The 16765-nt window shown below is 73.6% G+C and carries 14 protein-coding genes; 7 read left to right on the top strand and 7 right to left on the bottom strand.

Annotation, left to right across the window (positions count from 1 at the left end; all coding sequences use genetic code 11):
- Positions 1 to 104: 104 nt before the first annotated feature.
- Complete coding sequence (locus tag AB0M16_RS03790) at positions 105 to 1850, bottom strand: glycoside hydrolase family 3 N-terminal domain-containing protein (RefSeq protein ID WP_365338366.1); 1746 nt, start codon at positions 1848 to 1850, stop codon at positions 105 to 107.
- Between the two features lie 185 nt (positions 1851 to 2035).
- Between AB0M16_RS03790 and AB0M16_RS03785 the strand changes: the two genes are divergently transcribed.
- A complete protein-coding gene (locus AB0M16_RS03785; protein ID WP_365338364.1) occupies positions 2036 to 2677 on the top strand; it encodes a TetR/AcrR family transcriptional regulator in 642 nt (213 codons plus the stop codon).
- A 32-nt stretch (positions 2678 to 2709) separates the two neighbouring features.
- On the opposite strand, the gene AB0M16_RS03780 is transcribed toward AB0M16_RS03785, so the two are convergent.
- Together AB0M16_RS03780 and AB0M16_RS03775 are read right to left on the bottom strand one after the other, a co-directional pair.
- Entirely contained in the window at positions 2710 to 3237 is a 528-nt protein-coding gene (locus tag AB0M16_RS03780; RefSeq protein WP_365338362.1) for a hypothetical protein, read from the bottom strand.
- Between the two features lie 46 nt (positions 3238 to 3283).
- Positions 3284 to 3919 (bottom strand): GNAT family N-acetyltransferase, encoded by a 636-nt coding sequence (locus AB0M16_RS03775; RefSeq protein WP_365338360.1) that lies wholly within the window; start codon positions 3917 to 3919, stop codon positions 3284 to 3286.
- 130 nt (positions 3920 to 4049) lie between these two features.
- Here AB0M16_RS03775 and lon point away from each other — a divergent pair, with 130 nt between their 5' ends.
- A complete protein-coding gene (gene lon, locus AB0M16_RS03770) occupies positions 4050 to 6461 on the top strand; it encodes an endopeptidase La (protein WP_365338358.1) in 2412 nt (803 codons plus the stop codon).
- Positions 6462 to 6520: 59 nt separating this feature from the next.
- On the opposite strand, the gene AB0M16_RS03765 is transcribed toward lon, so the two are convergent.
- The 3 genes from AB0M16_RS03765 to AB0M16_RS03755 all read right to left on the bottom strand — a co-directional run bounded on the left by AB0M16_RS03765 (position 6521) and on the right by AB0M16_RS03755 (position 9918).
- Entirely contained in the window at positions 6521 to 7672 is a 1152-nt protein-coding gene (locus AB0M16_RS03765; protein ID WP_365338356.1) for a glutamate--cysteine ligase, read from the bottom strand.
- 323 nt (positions 7673 to 7995) lie between these two features.
- Positions 7996 to 8868, bottom strand: a complete 873-nt coding sequence (locus AB0M16_RS03760) for a lytic polysaccharide monooxygenase (protein WP_365338354.1) — start codon at positions 8866 to 8868, stop codon at positions 7996 to 7998.
- 213 nt (positions 8869 to 9081) lie between these two features.
- The gene (locus AB0M16_RS03755; RefSeq protein ID WP_365338353.1) at positions 9082 to 9918 is read right to left on the bottom strand and encodes a lysozyme; all 837 of its coding nucleotides are present in this window, start codon (positions 9916 to 9918) and stop codon (positions 9082 to 9084) included.
- A 224-nt stretch (positions 9919 to 10142) separates the two neighbouring features.
- Between AB0M16_RS03755 and AB0M16_RS03750 the strand changes: the two genes are divergently transcribed.
- On the top strand, positions 10143 to 10628 hold the full coding sequence (locus tag AB0M16_RS03750) for a MarR family transcriptional regulator (protein WP_365338351.1): 486 nt from the start codon (positions 10143 to 10145) through the stop codon (positions 10626 to 10628).
- A gap of 182 nt (positions 10629 to 10810) precedes the next feature.
- Here AB0M16_RS03750 and AB0M16_RS03745 read toward each other — a convergent pair whose 3' ends face one another.
- The gene (locus tag AB0M16_RS03745) at positions 10811 to 11638 is read right to left on the bottom strand and encodes a hypothetical protein (protein WP_365338349.1); all 828 of its coding nucleotides are present in this window, start codon (positions 11636 to 11638) and stop codon (positions 10811 to 10813) included.
- Between the two features lie 372 nt (positions 11639 to 12010).
- Here AB0M16_RS03745 and AB0M16_RS03740 point away from each other — a divergent pair, with 372 nt between their 5' ends.
- From AB0M16_RS03740 to AB0M16_RS03725, 4 genes are read left to right on the top strand one after another with little or no spacing between them, the layout of a single operon-like run.
- Complete coding sequence (locus AB0M16_RS03740; protein ID WP_365338347.1) at positions 12011 to 15148, top strand: nitrate- and nitrite sensing domain-containing protein; 3138 nt, start codon at positions 12011 to 12013, stop codon at positions 15146 to 15148.
- Positions 15145 to 15657, top strand: coding sequence for a roadblock/LC7 domain-containing protein (locus AB0M16_RS03735; protein ID WP_365338345.1), 513 nt, complete (start codon positions 15145 to 15147; stop codon positions 15655 to 15657). The genes AB0M16_RS03740 and AB0M16_RS03735 overlap by 4 nt, the downstream gene beginning before the upstream one ends.
- Complete coding sequence (locus AB0M16_RS03730; protein WP_365338343.1) at positions 15654 to 16067, top strand: DUF742 domain-containing protein; 414 nt, start codon at positions 15654 to 15656, stop codon at positions 16065 to 16067. Before AB0M16_RS03735 ends, AB0M16_RS03730 begins: the two co-directional genes overlap by 4 nt.
- The gene (locus AB0M16_RS03725) at positions 16048 to 16722 is read left to right on the top strand and encodes an ATP/GTP-binding protein (protein WP_365338341.1); all 675 of its coding nucleotides are present in this window, start codon (positions 16048 to 16050) and stop codon (positions 16720 to 16722) included. Before AB0M16_RS03730 ends, AB0M16_RS03725 begins: the two co-directional genes overlap by 20 nt.
- Positions 16723 to 16765: the final 43 nt, after the last annotated feature.

Below are 16765 nucleotides of genomic sequence, written 5' to 3'. Positions count from 1 at the left end.
GTGCGGTGCCGCGGGCAGGGGTGATCCGGGGCCCTGCCCCCCACGGGAGGGCCCCGGATCGGTGCGGGGCCGTCAGGAGCCCCGCGGTCTGTGGTGGGGAGGCCTCACAGCTCCAGGCCGTGGCCGTAAGGGAAGAGCGGGTCCTCCGTGTCGTTCGGGACGTCCGGGCGGGAGGCCGCCACCGCGGCCATCGAGCGCGGCAGCTCGAAGGGCAGGCGGCCCTCCGGCTTCGCCCGTCCGAAGGCCACGTCGAGGACGGCCTCGTCGCTCGCCCCGTAGTCGGCGATCAGCGCCGCCGCGTGCTCGGCGATCTCGGGGACGACCGCGGGGCGTTCCAGGTTCACGCAGACGACCGTCGGGACCGTCCTGAGGAGGGCGAGGACGCGGCCGAGTTCCGGCTCCTCGAAGGCGAGCGAGCCCGAGTGGAAGAACGACTCGAACCTGTTGTCGCGCTGTTCGTACGGGGTGTGCAGGCGCAGCACCGCCAGGTCGGCCTCCGCCGGCCCCGGCACCACCTCGCCGTACGCGGCGGCGACCGCCGGGTCCATGTTCTCCACGTACACCTTCGGACGGCCCGCGAGCGGCAGCGGTCCCCTGGTCAGGACCGTGAGCGAGCGGCGCTGGGCGGCGGCGCCGAGGGCGGTGAGATCGGCGCGGCCGACGGTCTCCGCGGCCTCGTCGGGGTCCACCCGGCGCCGGTCGTCGAACAGGCCGAGCGTGAACTTCTCGCGCAGCAGGCGGCGTACGGACTCGTCGACGCGGCCCTCCGTGATCCGGCCGGAGCGGACCAGCTCGACGATCACCTCCGGGCACTGCTCGCCGCCGAACTGGTCGGCGCCCGCGTCCAGCGCCTTCGCCGTCCGCTCGGCCACGCTCAGGTGCTCGACGCCCCAGGCGCGGGCCTCGTGCGGCTCGCCGAAGATCACCGAGTCGGTCAGCAGGCCCCAGTCGGTGCAGACGATGCCGGTGAAGCCGAGCTCGTCGCGGAGCAGGCCCTGGACGACACCCCGGTTGAAGCCGAAGCCGACCTCCTCCCAGTCGGTGCCGATCGGCTGTCCGTAGTACGGCATCATCTGCGAGCAGCCGGCGGCGATGGCCGCCTTGAAGGGCTCCAGGTGGTAGTCGCGCATGCCGCCCGGGTAGATCTGCTCCTTGCCGTGCGGGAAGTGCGGATCCTCGCCGTCCTTCTGCGGTCCGCCGCCGGGGAAGTGCTTCACCATGGCGGCGACCGAGTCCGGACCGAGCTCCGGGCCCTGCAGACCGCGGACGTATGCCTCGACCAGTTCGCCGGTGAGCTTCGCGTCGGAGCCGAAGGTGCCGGACTGGCGCGCCCAGCGGGGCTCGGTGGTCAGGTCGATCTGCGGGTGGAGCGCGGTGCGGAAGCCGACCGAGAGGTACTCGCGGCGCACGGTGTCGGCGAAGCGGAAGACCAGCTCGGGGTCGCGGATCGCGGCGAGGCCCAGCGCCTCGGGCCATGCGGAGAAGGCGCCGGCGTTGAACGAGGCGCCGATGTTGTCGGTGAAGGCGTGCCGGGGGTCGGTGGAGAGCGAGACCGGGATGCCGAGCCGGGTGCCCGCGGCCATCTCCTGGATCGCGTTGTGCCACTCCGCCATCTCCCGGGGGCCGTGGCTGCCGAGCAGGTTGAAGTGGGTCAGTCCGCGCTCGACGATCAGCTCGGGCGTGGTGAAGGGCAGGAGCGAGCCGTCGGTCTCCGTGACCGGGGTCCCGTCCGGGTTCATCGTCAGCATGGAGTGGAAGAGCTGGCCGGCCTTCTCCTCCAGGGTCATGCGGGCGAGGAGGTCCTCGACCCGCTCGGGGACGGGCCGGGTGGGGTCCTGGTACGGGTGCACTGTCTGCCTCGCTTGAACCGTGGAGAGAGCCGTGGAGGGTGAGCCGTGGAGAGAGCCGTGGAGGGCGTGTGGTCGCCGTCGGGCCCACAGGCTAAGCGCGAAAACCGAGTACCTACTAGGTTTGTGTGATGTGTCCTGGGTCACACCTCGAAGGGGGTGTTCCAGGGCGCGGCTAAGGTGGGCCCATGCCCGAGAAGAAGGTCCCCGCGAACCGCAAAAGCGCAGGCCGGGGTACGTACGCGGTCGGTGACGCGCGGCGTCAGAAGATCCTCGACACCGCCGTCGAGCACTTCGGGCAGTGGGGCTTCCACGCCTCCTCGCTCGCCCGGATCGCCAACGACTGCGGCATCACCCAGGGCGGGCTGCTGCACCACTTCCGCAGCAAGGAGGACCTGCTCCTCTCCGTGCTCGCGCAGAGCGAGCAGCACGACGTGGAGCGGCTCTTCAGCGAGGAGCCGGAGTCCTACGCCGAGTACCTGGACACCCTCGTCGCCCTGATCGGGGACAACACCCGGCGCCCCGGCATCGTGCGGATGTTCAACGTGCTCGTCGGCGAGTCCGGCAACCTCGGCCACCCCGCCCACCGGTACTTCAAGGAGCGCTACGCGCGCGTGCTCCGGCACACCGTCGACCTCCTGGAGGCCGCCGTGGAGCGCGGGGAGCTGCGCGCCGGTATCGACTGCGGGGCCGTCGGGCGGGAGCAGCTCGCCGTCATGGACGGACTCCAGATCCAATGGGCGCTCGACCCGGAGGCCCTGGACATGCCGGCGCGGGTGGGGGACTTCCTGCGCCGTCAGTACGCGGAGATCAAGGCGCCCGGCGCCTGAGGCAGCGGATGCCTGAGGCGGCGGGCCGGATCCTAGGGCGCGGTGGGCGGATGGCCCTCGGGCAGCGCCTTGAAGACCCGCTCCAGGGCGGCCGGCCGGGCCTCGCCGTCCTGGGCGACGACGAGCCGGTGGGCGTGGGTGACGTAGTACGTGAAGCCGTCCGGGACCGGACTGCCGGTCGGGCGGGCCGGGACCTTCGCGTACGCGGGGTCCTCCAGGGCGGCGCGCAGCTCGGCGGTCCCGGCCTCGGTCAGGCGGCCCGAGGTGGGCGGCCGGGTGCCCTTGTGGAGCGTGTACGTGCCGTCGTACCGCACGACCAGCTTGTTCCGGACGCCGGCGAAGCCGCCGTTGACGACGACCTCGACCAGCACCTCCTGGGGTGCGGGCTCGTCGCGGTTCCCGGCCGTGACCGTGGCCGTGGCGACGGGCGACCCGCTCGGTGCCGGCGGGACGCTCAGCCCCGAGTCGTCGGGGTCCGCCGCCGGTGCCTGGCTGCAGCCGGCCAGGGCGACGACCGCGGCGAGCAGCGCCGCGACCCCGTACCGCTTCACGTGCTCCATAGGGCGAGCATGCCCGCACATCGGGCCCTCGCGCAGCCCGAACGCGTCAACCCGTGCGCACGACGCCGGTGAGCGGGCCCCGGTAGTGCCAGTCCAGGGAGTCGTAGAGCGCCATGCCGTCGGTGGTCGCCGAGAGCACGCCGGTCTCCGCGCCCGCCTGCGCGGCGGCCGCCTCCAGGGTGCGCATGACGTTGGCGCCGAGCCCGCGGCGGCGGTGCGCGGGATCCGTCTCGATCTGGTCCGCGACGGCCGTCGGCCCGGTGGGCGCGATCTGCCCGCGGGCCGCGAGCGTGCCGTCGGGCGCCAGGATCCGGACGCGGATCACCCCGTCCACGGTCTCCGTCGTCCGCGCGTACCCCTCGGGCGGGGCGGGCCGGGCGGCGGGGTCGAGCTCCTTGGTCATCATGAACCCGGGGTCGTCCGGAATGGTCCACCGCTCGGTGATCCAGGGCGCGACCTCCTCGGGCGTCGCCATCACCTTGAGCCAGGCGTGCGGCTCGCCGATCTCCGCGCACAGCCTGCCGACGGACGCCGCGTCCGGGTGCGGCAGCACGTGCCGGAAGGGGTGCTTCGGCAACCCGACGTCGATCCGGTAGCCCCAGGGCTCGACGACGGCGGGCGGGGTGCCCCGGGAGACGGTCCAGCCGGCCACCCACGCAGCTGTAATAGACGCAATATCCATAGGGGTATTACATCTGCTGTTCGCGGCCTGTGGGGAGCTGATCGCTCAGAGCGAACGCCTGTCGGGGAACAATCAGCGGCTCACATGCATTGAGTCGGCATAGCTCAACTTGACTGCCGAAGGGGAGATCATGGCTTCTGAGTCCATGGCGTCCGCGCCGCTCACTCTGCCTGTGCTGCCGCTCGACGACGAGGTCGTGCTGCCCGGAATGGTGGTGCCGCTGGACCTGTCCGACAACGACGTACGGGCCGCGGTCGAGGCCGCGCAGGCCGCCGCCCGCGGAGGGAACGGGAAGCCCCGCGTGCTGCTCGTCCCCCGGGTGGACGGCACGTACGCCGGGACCGGCGTGCTCGGCACCGTCGAGCAGGTCGGCCGGCTGTCCGACGGCGATCCCGGCGCCCTCATCCGCGGCCGGGGCCGCGTCCGCATCGGCGCCGGCACGACCGGGCCCGGCGGAGCCCTGTGGGTCGAGGGCGCCGTCGTCGAGGAGACCCTGCCCGACCCGCTGCCCGGCTCCGTGACCGAACTGGTCAAGGAGTACAAGGCGCTGGCCACCAGCTGGCTGAAGAAGCGCGGCGCCTGGCAGGTCGTCGACCGCGTCCAGCAGATCGACGGCGTCGGCGCCCTCGCCGACAACTCCGGCTACTCGCCCTTCCTCACCGTCGAGCAGAAGGTCGAACTCCTGGAGACCGCCGACCCGGTCGCCCGCCTCAAGCTCGCCACCGCGCAGCTGCGCGAGCACCTGGCCGAGCAGGACGTCGCCGAGACCATCGCCAAGGACGTCCAGGAAGGCGTCGACAAGCAGCAGCGCGAGTTCCTGCTGCGGCGTCAGCTGGAGGCCGTGCGCAAGGAGCTGCGCGAGCTCAACGGTGAGGCCGAGGGGGACGAGTCCGACGACTACCGCTCCCGCGTCGAGGCCGCCGACCTGCCCGAGAAGGTCCGCGAAGCGGCCCTCAAGGAGGTCGAGAAGCTGGAGCGGTCGAGCGACCAGTCGCCGGAGGGCTCCTGGATCCGCACCTGGCTCGACACCGTGCTCGAACTCCCCTGGAACGAGCGCACCGAGGACTCCTACGACATCCGGGCCGCCAAGGCGATCCTGGACGCCGAGCACGCCGGCCTGGAGGACGTGAAGGAGCGGATCACCGAGTACCTGGCGGTGCGCAAGCGGCGCGCCGACCGCGGCCTCGGCGTCGTCGGCGGCCGGCGCGGCGGCGCCGTGCTGGCCCTCGTCGGCCCGCCCGGCGTCGGCAAGACCTCCCTCGGCGAGTCCGTCGCGCACGCGATGGGGCGCAAGTTCGTCCGGGTCGCGCTGGGCGGCGTACGGGACGAGGCCGAGGTCCGCGGGCACCGGCGGACCTACGTCGGCGCGCTGCCCGGCCGGATCGTCCGCGCGATCAAGGAGGCCGGGTCCATGAACCCGGTGGTCCTGCTCGACGAGATCGACAAGGTCGGCTCCGACTTCCGGGGCGACCCGGCGGCGGCCCTCCTGGAGGTCCTCGACCCGGCGCAGAACCACACCTTCCGCGACCACTACCTGGAGGTCGAACTCGACCTGAGCGACGTGGTCTTCCTCGCGACGGCGAACGTCCTCGAAGCCATCCCCGAGGCCCTGCTCGACCGTATGGAGCTGGTCCGGCTCGACGGCTACACCGAGGACGAGAAGGTCGTCATCGGCCGTGACCACCTGCTGCCCCGGCAGCTGGAGCGGGCCGGCCTGGCGGAGGGCGAGGTCGTCCTGGAGGAGTCGGCGCTGCGCAAGCTGGCCGGCGAGTACACCCGGGAGGCCGGCGTCCGGAACCTGGAGCGTTCGATCGCCCGGCTGCTGCGCAAGGTGACCGCCCAGCACGAACTGGGCGAGCGGGAGCTCCCGTTCTCCGTCGGCGCCGACGACCTGCGCGCACTGATCGGACGCCCGCACCACGTGCCCGAGTCGGCCCAGGACCCGGCCGAGCGCCGCACCGCGGTGCCGGGCGTGGCGACCGGACTCGCCGTGACGGGTGCCGGTGGTGACGTCCTCTTCGTCGAGGCCTCGCTCGCCGACCCGGAGACCGGCGCCGCCGGGCTGACCCTCACCGGCCAGCTGGGCGACGTGATGAAGGAGTCCGCGCAGATCGCGCTCTCCTTCCTCCGCTCGCACGGCGCGGAACTGGAGCTGCCCGTCACCGGTCTCAAGGACCGCGGCGTGCACATCCACTTCCCGGCGGGCGCGGTCCCGAAGGACGGCCCCAGCGCGGGCATCACGATGACGACGGCCCTCGCCTCGCTCCTGTCGGGCCGGCTGGTCCGCACGGACGTCGCCATGACCGGCGAGGTCTCCCTGACGGGCCGGGTCCTGCCCATCGGCGGCGTGAAGCAGAAGCTGCTCGCCGCGCACCGGGCGGGGATCACGACCGTCGTGATCCCCAAGCGGAACGAGGCGGACCTGGACGACGTCCCGGCCGAGATCCTGGAGAAGCTTGAGGTCCACCCGGTCACGGACGTCCGGCAGGTCCTGGAGATCGCCCTCACCCCGGCGGAGCTCGCGGTGAGCGCGGCGGCCTGACGCACCCGCGCACCCGGCGGTGGGGCGCCCTCCCGGTCGGAGGGCGCCCCACCGCCGTCTCACACCGGGGCGGTACGGCGCACGGCGTCGGCGACGACCGGGGCCAGGCCCGCCCCGCCGGCGTGCGCGGCGCGCTGCAGGTCGGCCCCGGTGCCCCGGGTGAGCAGCAACTCGACGCCCCGCACGGCACGGTCGAGGTCCCCCGCGGCCCGCAGCGCCGGGGTGACGTGGTCGATCAGGGCCTCCAGGACGGCGGCGGCCGGGGCGGGGCGCCAGGTCAGCGGGTTCAGCAGCGCGCCACCGAGGCCGTACCGGCTGGCCCGCCACGAGGCCAGGCGCAGCACGACGGTCGGCACCGGGTCGGGCGCCACGCCCGCCCGCCAGGCCCGGGCCCCGGTCTCCACGAGGGCCCGCACGAGCACGGCGAGGAGCAGCGCGTCCTCGGTGCGCTGGCACACGTCGCCGACGCGCACCTCCACCGTCGGGTAGCTGCGCGACAGCCGGGCGTCGAAGTAGACCATGTGGTCGTCGACCAGCACGTCGCTCGCGAGCATGGCCCGGGTGGTCTCCTCGTGCCCGTCGACGTCGCCGTACAGCTCGGCGGGTCCGCTCATCGGCCAGCGCGACCACAGCTGGTGGCGCCAGCTCGCGTAGCCGGTGTCCTGGCCCTGCCAGAACGGCGAGTTGGCGCTGATCGCGAGCAGCGGCGCGAGCCAGGGCCGGATCCGGTCCAGCACGCCGACGCCCTCCTCGGGCGAGCCGAGGTGGACGTGGACGTGACAGGCGCAGGTGAGCTTGTCGTCGATGAGACGGGCGTACCGGTCCTCGATGAGCCGGTAGCGGTCGGTGGGGGTGAGGAGCGGGTCGAAGCGCATCGGCGCGGTCGCGAGCGCCGCGACCGCCACCCCCGCCTCCTTGGCCGCGGCCGAGGCGGCGGCCCGCGCCTGGCGCAGCTGCTCGGCGAGCTCGTCCGCCGTGGCGCACGGGCGGGTGCCGATCTCCAGCATCTCGCAGTACAACTCGGTCTTCACCGGCTCGCCCCGATCGGCCTTGCGCTGCACGTCGGCGTGCCAGGCGGCGATCTCGGTGACGGTACCGGCGAGCGGCTGGGGGAGCCCGGTCTCGGGATCGACCAGGAGCAGCTCCTCCTCCAGCCCGAACGTGCGCAGACCTTGCCCGCGGTGGTACACCCACCGCTGCTGATTCCGCATGGAGTGCTCTCCTTCACGGTCGGACGACGTGCGCTGGCGGCCGTTCGAACAGAGCTTTTGGAAAGTGTGTCCACGGAGGCTCCCACTCCCACCCGTCCTGGGGCGGATGGCGTGAATTCGACACCGGAACCACCGAAACGGCCCCTGGAAGAGGACGTCGAACGTCCTCTTCCAGGGGCCGGGTCGTGCCGGGCGGGCCGGGGCGTGCCAGGTGGAGCGGGTCGTGCCGGGCGGAGCGGGTCGCCGCGCACGCCTCCTCGTACGTCGCCGCGACGGGCGGGGCGGGCGAGGCGGCGGGCGGCTCGCGGGCGGGTCCTGCCGCTCTACGACTCGCCGCGGCGGCGGGTCAGGAGGAGGCTGCCCGCGCCGAAGACCGCGAGGGCGCCGGCGCTCGCGAGGGCGAGGGGGAGGGGGGAGGCGGGCGCCTCGGCGGTATCGGCGGACAGGACGGGGGGCTGCTCGTCGCCGCCGTGGCCCGCGTGGCTGACCGTGGAGAGCTGGGCGCCCGCCGCGAGCTCGGCCTCGGTCGGGGCCTGGGGTGCCGCCGCGGCCGCCGTACCGCCGCCGTAGGTGACGTCCGAGCAGCTGTAGAAGGCCTCGGGGCTGTCGTTGCGCTGCCAGACCATGTAGACGACGTGGCGGCCGGTGCGGTTCGGGAGGGTGCCGTTGAAGGTGTAGTAGCCGTCCGTCGAGGTGCGGGTGGTGGCGTGCACGGCGACCGGGGTGCTGTCGAGGTCGGACCACTTCAGCGGCTGGGTGGGGTCGAAGCCCGGCTTGGTGATGTACATCGTCATGGTGCCGGAGTGCGGGGCCGTGACCCGGATCCTGAAGCCGAAGGTGCCGGCGGCGACCGCCGTGGCCGGCCAGTCGGTGCGCGCCCAGTCGAGGGCGCGGTACTTCTCGCGGTTGGCCGAGCAGAGCTTGCCGTCGGGGATCACGGCCTGGTGCCTGCCGTCGGCATGGGCGATGTTGACCTCGTTCCAGTCGTAGAGCGGCTGGGTGCCCGAGTCGGCGACGAGGTCCTTGCACACCTGTGAGTCGGGGGATTCCGGCCCCTCCGCGTAACACGCGGCGATCCGGCTGACCGGGTCGAACACGGCGCCGTGGGCCTGGGCGGCGGTCGGGGTGAGGGCGGTGAGCGCCGCCGCCGCGGACAGCGCGGCGACGAGGGCGGGGGTGCGGCGGTAAGGCGGCATGCGGGGGCTCTCTCTCGTGCGTGGGGGAGTACGGGTGAGCAACACACGGGGGGAACACGGGAGTTGTGGACTCCGGCGTCGCCCCCGAGAGGGTCGCATTGGTCCATACCAATGGGCAAGGGGTGCGACGAAGAAGGCGGGTCTCCCGGGTGTGCCGCCCACCCCGGAGGCCCGCCGCCTCACGTGCTCGTCGCTCGCGTGCTCGCGCGCCCGTCAGCCGTTGGCCAACGCCTGGACCCGCGAGTAGTCCCCGTTGAAGTGGTTGTGGTCGCCGACCGTCGGGCCGGAGGACGTGTACTGCCACATCGTGTAGTAGCCCCACCCGGCCGGCAGCTCGCCGACCTCGGAGGCGTACCGCGCGATCCACAGCGGGTTGGTCGTGGCGAAGCCGCCGTAGTTGCCCGTGCACTGCTTCCACCAGCTCGTCGCCGTGTAGATCACCGGGTCGCGGCCGGTCCGGTACTTGTAGCGGTTCACGAAGTCCCGGATCCAGGCGACCATGCCGGACTGGGTCTTGCCGTAGCAGGTCGCCCCGTACGGGTTCCACTCGATGTCGAGCGCGCCGGGCAGCGTCTTGCCGTCCCTGGACCAGCCGCCGCCGTTGTTCACGAAGTAGTCCGCCTGTGCCGCGCCCGTCGCCGTGTCGGGGGTCGCGAAATGGTACGTGCCGCGGATCATGCCCACGTTGTACGAGCCGTTGTACTGCTGAGTGAAGTAGGTGTTCTTGTAGTACGTGCCTTCCGTCGCCTTGACGTAGGCCCACTTCACGCCGCTGCTCCACAGCGTCTGCCAGGCCACGTTCCCGTTGTGGCTGGAGACGTCCACGCCCTCGGTCTGGGCGGCGAGGGCGGAGGCGCCGCCGGGCTTGGCCCCCTGGCCGTCGTGCGCGATCACGCCCATGCCCATGTAGGCGGTGCCGCGGGCGGGGACCTGTCGGGCGCCGGGGTCCTGGGCGGCGCCGGCGGTGCCGGAGAGGGTGGGGGAGAGGAGGAGGACCAGGGCCGCGAGGGCGGCACCGGCGAGGGTCGTTCCGGATCTGTGCACACGCATTGCGTGCCTCCGAAAGGCTCGGTGGGGGGAGCGAGGTCGACACGTCCTGGTGTGGACATGTCAGGCGTGTTCGCCGCTGACGACGCTACGCACGTAGACCCCGCGGCGGAAGGGGGCCTGGGGGCTGCCGTTGGTCTACGCCTGCGAAATACTGAAGGAGCTGCGGCGATGGCCCGCGGCGGAAGAAACTTTCAGCGAGCGGAAAGCGTGCGAGGGGTGCTGACGTGCACGTAAGCGGTACGGGGAGTGAATCCGGATCCAAGAGCGGGAGTGGTGTGGACCAGGAATTCCTCGCCCTGGAACGCGAACTGGCGGTCTTTCTGCGCCGCGCCCGTGCCCAGTCCGGCGAGATGGCCCGTGAGGTCCACCCCGAACTGGAGCCCGCCGCCTACGGCCTCTTCGTGCGGCTCGACGAGGCCGGTCCCCAGCGTGCCACCGACCTCGCCGGCTACTTCGGCGTCGGCAAGGCCACGATGAGCCGCCAGCTGCGCGCCCTGGAGGACCTCGGTCTGGTCGCCCGCGACCCCGACCCCGCCGACGGCCGGGCCTCGCTCGTCCGCCTCACCGAGGAGGGCCAGGGGCGCTTCCGGCACGTACGGGACGCCCGGCGCGAGCGCTACGTGCGCAAGCTCGCCGACTGGGACCGCGGGGAGGTCGCGGAACTGGCCCGGCTGCTCCACCACTTCAACGTGCGGTCGGCGGAGGGCTGAGCCCCTTCTTCCGGGCCTCGCCGGCTCCGGGCGCCTCGGCCGGGGGCACGGCCCGGGCCGTGCCCGCCTCCCCCGTTCCTCGGGAGGCTCCGCCCGCTCGGGGCCGCGCCCCCCGGCAGGGGGCCGGAGCTCCGCGCGCACGGCCCACGTCGCGGGGCGCGGGCGGGACCTCACGGCCGCGGCTAGAGCTCCGCGTACACCGCCGTCGCGTCGTCGTGGAGCTTCCAGCGGCGCGTTCGGGGGCCCGTGCCCCCCGTCCGGGGGGCCGGCCCCGGGCCTCGCCCGGTGGCCCCCTCGCCGCGTGCCTCCAGGGCGCGCACCCGCCGCAGCAGGCCGGCAGGGCCCTCCTTGTCGAGCACGCCGAACAGGTCGGTCCAGTCGCCCTCGCCGAACAGCTCCACCCAGCGGGTCGCCCCGTCGCTGAGCGCGGCGAGGGCCCGGACCTCCGCCCGAGGGCTCGTACCGGTCACCGCGCGGGCCGCCACGGACGGGTCGGCGGCCGCGGTGAAGAAGCCGCCCTCCCGGTTGCGCAGCCGGTCCGTCGCCTCCAGGGAGCAGAGGATCTCGTCCGGGACCCGGCCGAGCCGGTCGTCGAGCACCGCGCGTACGGCGCCGTCCGGGGACTGCAGGAGGAGCGCCGCGTCCGAGAGGACGAGATGCTCCACCGTCGTGGCGTCCCAGCGGGCCAGGGCCACCGTCGCCTGCGGAGTGCGCACGTGAGAAAGGTCACAGGTGCTTCGGTGGGCGTCCGCGGTGCGCCGGATTGCCAGCGCCAGGATCTCGGAGAGCGTCAGGTCGCTTCGCGAAGCGGACAGTTCCGTCAAAGCGCCGCCGAGCCGAGCGGTGAACCAGGGCACCCCGTGCACACAACCGTCCTCGCCCGCCGGGGGCGTCACCCCGTCGAGGACCACGACCACTCCCCCCGCCCCGGAGGCGGGCAGAGCTGCGGCCATCCAGTCCTCGTTGGGGCGTTCGGGGCTGCCGGGGAGGGTCGCCGCTTCCGTACGCATGATCCATAGTCTGCCCCGTGTGCGCCCGCTCTGCATCGCTCCTTCACATCGTCTCCAAACGGCCGAATCTGGCCTATACCAAGGGGGCGCGAAGGAGGTCGGAGCCCGGAACTGCGGGCTCCGTGAAGCTGCGGGCGGGCATCCTGCCAAAGCCCGCGCGGAAGATCCAACCGGCGGTAAGCCCGGCGCCCCGGCGGCCCCCGCGGAGAGTTGTTCGCCAACTCATGAGTGTTGTTCACTCGTTCGGGTGGCGGAGCGGCCGATGCGAGTCCCCCGACAAGAACCGCTGAAATGGTCGGAAGACACACCAGGGGTGGGGGCTCTTACATGTGACCGGTCGTCACCTCTGCTTCATGGGCGGACGAGTCAAGAATGCGAGCACCGGTGCAGAACAAGCGGCCTCGGAGCAACAACGGCGCGCGGAGCCAGACCCCCGGTGACCCGCAGAGCCCCGGCCTGCCCGCAGAGCCCCCGGCCGGCCGCACCAAGCGGGTCCGCAGCCGGCTCGTCGCCGGCGTCGCCCTGGTCGGCGTCACCGTGCTCGCCGCCGGCGCCCCCGCCGTCCTGACCGCCTCCGGCGACCTCGACGACACCGTCGGCCTCGTCGCCCTCGCCGAACTCGACCGCCAGGCCGTCACCCTCGCCCACTCCCTCTCGGACGAACGCGACGAGGTCGTCGCCTACATCGCCGCGGGCCGCGACGAGCAGCCCGGGAGCGACACCGACAAGCGCCGGATCACCAGCGCCAGGTCCGCCCGCGTCGACCGGCAGATCGACGAGATCCACGAGGCCGCCCCCGCCGACCTGCGCCGCGACCTCGCCGCCCTGCCCTCCATCCGTCGCGCCGCCCTCACCGGCAAGGGCGGCGCCCTGGAGGCCCACCGGGCCTACACCGACGTCATCGCCAAGCTCCAGGCCCTCAGCGACCAGCTGGCCGAGAGCACGCCCGCCCGCGCCGCCGAGGCCGTCCGCGCCCCCGCCGCCCTCGGGCGCGCCACCGAGCAGGCCTCCGCCGAGCGCGGGCTGCTCCTGGCCGCCCTCGCCGTGCCCCGGCCCGAGGCCACCGGCAGCACCCACTACGACCCGTCCACCGGCTCCTACGTCACCGACCGGCCCGAGGGCGCCGCGGAGGCCGACCGGACCCGCAACGCCCTCACCGCCGCCGCCCAGCAGGCCCGGGTCCGCGAACTCGCCGCCCTCGCCGACTTCGACCAGGCCGCGCCCACCGCCGCGCGCGACTCCCTCGCCGCCGGCGTCACCGGACCCGACGTCAAGAACGCCGAGCGCTACCTCGCCCGGCTCACCGACCGGCCCGAACTCTCCGAGTCCGAGCTCGACACCGACCCGGCCCGCCTGGAGGCCGCGCTCTCCGCCCGCATCGAGCAGATGCGCGGCGTCGAGTCCGCCCTCGCCACCCAGCGCGCCGAGCGGTTCGCCCAGCTCCGCGACGACGACGTCACCGCGCTCGAACTGCGCATCGCCTTCCTCGGCGGCTGCCTGCTGGTCGCCGTCGGCATCTCCACGTACGTCGCCCGCAGCCTCACCCGGCCGCTCGCCGTGCTGCGCATCGGCGCGGCCCGGCTCGCCGCCGCGCCCGAGCCTCAGCACGAGGAGCAGGTCCGCTTCACCGGACGCAACGACGAGTTCGCCCAGGTCGTACGGTCGCTCAACACCCTCCAGGGCAAGCTCGCCGGCCTCGCCGCCCGCCTCGAACAGCTCGACGGCGAACGCGCCGACCTGGCCGGCGCCCGCGACGCCCTCGCCGCCGAACTCGCCGCCCAGCGGGCCGAGCTCCAGGGGCAGAGCGCCCTTCTCACCGCCGAGCTCGAGCGCCTCCGCGGCACCGTCCACCACACCTTCGTCAACCTCTCGCTGCGCAGCCTCGGGCTGGTCGAGCGCCAGCTCGGCGTCATCGAGAAGCTGGAGGAGCGCGAGCAGGACCCCGACCGGCTCGCCACCCTCTTCAAGCTCGACCACATGGCGACCGTGATGCGCCGCCACAGCGAGAACCTGCTCGTCCTGGCCGGCCACGAGCACCACCACGGCCACCCCGGCCCCGTCCCGCTCGTCGACGTGCTGCGCGCCGCCGTCAGCGAGATCGAGCGCTACGAGCGGGTCAGCATCCAGTCGCTGCCGCCCCACGCCCAGGTCGCCGGCTTCGCCGCGGACGACCTGAGCCACCTGGTCGCCGAACTCCTCGAGAACGCCACCTCCTTCTCGCCGCCGGACACCCAGGTCCAGCTCTCCGGCTGGCTGCTGGAGTCCGGAGAGGTCATGCTCTCCGTCCAGGACGGCGGCATCGGAGTCGCCGCCTCCCGCCTCGCCGAGCTCAACGCGCGCCTGGCCGACCCCGAGATCACCGACACCGACGGCGAGGGCCTCGGCATCCGCGTCACCGCGCTGCTCGCCGCCCGGCACGGCGTACGGGTCGAGCTGCGCGAGCAGAAGCAGGGCGGCATCGCCGCCGTCGTCGTCCTCCCGCTCCCGCTCCTCCCCACGGCCCCGCCCGCCGCCGTCCCGCCGTCCGTCACGCTCACGGGCACGGGCCCGGCCGCCGTCGTCAACCTCCCGGGCTCGATCGCCGAGGCCAACTCCAACACGCTGCCCTCGCGCCAGCGCGACCCGCTGGTCGAGGCGGCGGAGCGGGCGATCGCCGCGGCGGAGACGGAGGCCGGGGCCGAGGCCGAGGCCGAGAACGCGGCGGAGCAGCCCGCCCCGGCTCCGGAGCCCGATTCGGCCGCGTACGAGCCCGAGCCGGCCGCGTACGAGCCCGAGGCCACCGCCGTCGAGCCCGAGGCCGCCGCCGTCGAGCCCGTGGCCGCGTACGAGCCCGAGTTCGGCGCCGCCGTGCCCGCGGAAGCGCACGAGCCGGAGGCCGTGGCCCCCGGGGAGCGCGAGTCGGGGAACGCCGCCGAGGCGCCCGCCACGGCCCCCGAGCCCGCCCTCGGCGAGTCCGTCTCCGAGACCACGCTCCAGGTCCGCCTGCCCGATCCGCCGCCCGAGCCGGACACGCACGAGCGTGCCACGGAGGAGCCGTCGGCCGAGCATGAGCCGTCGGCCGGACGTGACACGTCGGCCGTGCGCGAGCCGTCGGCCGTGCGCGAGCCGATGGCCGGGGCTGCCGCGCCCGACCTGGTGACCGGACCCGCTTCCGGGTCCACCCCTGACCCTGTCCCCGAGCCCGCCCCCGCCCCCGCCCCCGAGCCTGAGGCCGCCCCCGAGGCCCAGGTCGACCCGGCCGGTCCGCGCCCCGGGCAGTGGGAGCGGGTCACCGACAAGGGGCTGCCCAAGCGGACGCCGCGGATCGTGCGTCAGGCCGGTGCCCCCACCGCGCCGATACGCCGCGGCGGCGTGGACGCCGAGGCGCTCCGCCGGCGGCTCGGCGGCTTCCAGCGAGGAGCCGAGGACGGCCGCCGCGACGTGGCCGCCGAGATCCACGCCGCACAGACAGCACGGCCCGATGAGAACACGGAGAAGACGGGGGACACAGTCGAGGAGGCACGCAGTTGACTGCGACCGGAACATTCGGACTGAGCAGCGAGGCCCGCAACCTGCAATGGCTGCTGGGCAACCTCGTCGAGGAGGTGCCGGGGGTCCGCTCCGTCGCCGTCGTCTCCTCCGACGGCCTGCTCCTGCTCTCGTCGGACCCCGAGGCCCAGGCCCAGGCGCAGACGTCCCAGGCCGCCGTGCCCGCGACGGACCGGCCCGCCGGGCCGCGCGGCTCCAGCGCCGACCTCGCCACCATCGTCTCGGGCATCGGCAGCCTCACCGTGGGCGCCGCCCGGCTGATGGACGGGGGCGGGGTCAAGCAGACCATGGTCGCGATGGAGGACGGCAGCGTCTTCGTCATGTCGATCAGCGACGGTTCGCTGCTCGGCGTCCACGCCACGCCGGACTGCGACATGAGCGTCATCGCGTACCACATGGCGCTCTTCGTCGGCCGGGCCGGACACGTCCTCACGCCCGAACTCCGCAGCGAGCTGGCCAAGTCCGCGCAGTCCGTGGAGAGCGCCCGGTGACCGCCGCCGCGCACGCCCACCGGCTGCCGATACGCGGGGAGGGGCGCCGCCCCTCCCGGGTCCGTCCCTACTCGCTCACCGGCGGCCGCACCCGCTTCGCCCACGTCCTCCTCGTGGAGACCTTCGTGGCCGCGCTCGAGGCGGCGCCCGAGCGCAAGGCCCTCACCGACGGAGGGCCGGCGGCGCGCGGGCTGATGCCGGAGATGCGGGCCATCGTCGAGGTCTGCCGCCGGATGCGCACCGTCGCGGAGATCTCGGCGCTCCTCAAGATGCCGTTGGGGGTCGTCCGGGTGCTGCTCAGCGACCTGGCCGACCAGGGAAAGATCCGTGTGTACGGGACCGGTCACGGCACCGGCCAGCCCGACCGCGCGCTCCTCGAAAGGGTGCTGAGTGGACTCCGCCGTCTCTGACGCCTCCGTCGTCACCGAACCGCCGGCCCTCGCCGGCATCCCGGCCCAGCCCAGCGGCGGGCCCGAACCCGAAGAGGGCGCCCAGGACTGGCAGCTGGACCACACCCGCGCCCCGATAGCGACGAAGGTCGTCGTCGCGGGCGGCTTCGGCGTCGGCAAGACCACCTTCGTCCGCGCGGTCTCGGAGATCACCCCGCTGCAGACCGAGGCGCTGATGACGCAGGCGAGCGAGGACACCGACGACCTCACCGCCACGCCGGACAAGCTGACCACGACCGTGGCGATGGACTTCGGCCGGATCACGCTCGACGACGACCTGGTGCTGTACGTCTTCGGTACGCCCGGGCAGCAGCGCTTCTGGTTCATGTGGGACGACCTGGTGCGGGGCGCGATCGGCGCGATCGTCATGGCCGACACGCGCCGGCTCACCGACTGCTTCCCGGCGCTCGACTACTTCGAGAGCTGCGGGCTGCCGTACGTCGTGGCCGTCAACCACTTCGAGGGCACCGAGCGCTTCGAGACCGAGGACGTCCGGGACGCCCTGACCGTCCCGCCGCACGTCCCGATCATGATCATGGACGCGCGCAAGCGGTACAGCGTCGTCGAGACGCTGCTCGCGATGGTCGAGCACGCCCTGGCCGCCACCCCCGAGTAGCCCCGAGCCCCGAGCCCCCGCGCACTCCTGTGCACACGCTCGG

Source organism: Streptomyces sp. NPDC051921, assembly GCF_040680975.1.
GTDB lineage: Bacteria > Actinomycetota > Actinomycetes > Streptomycetales > Streptomycetaceae > Streptomyces.
The sequence above is the reverse complement of the archived record's forward strand: the minus strand, read 5'-3'. Positions and strand labels throughout refer to the sequence as shown.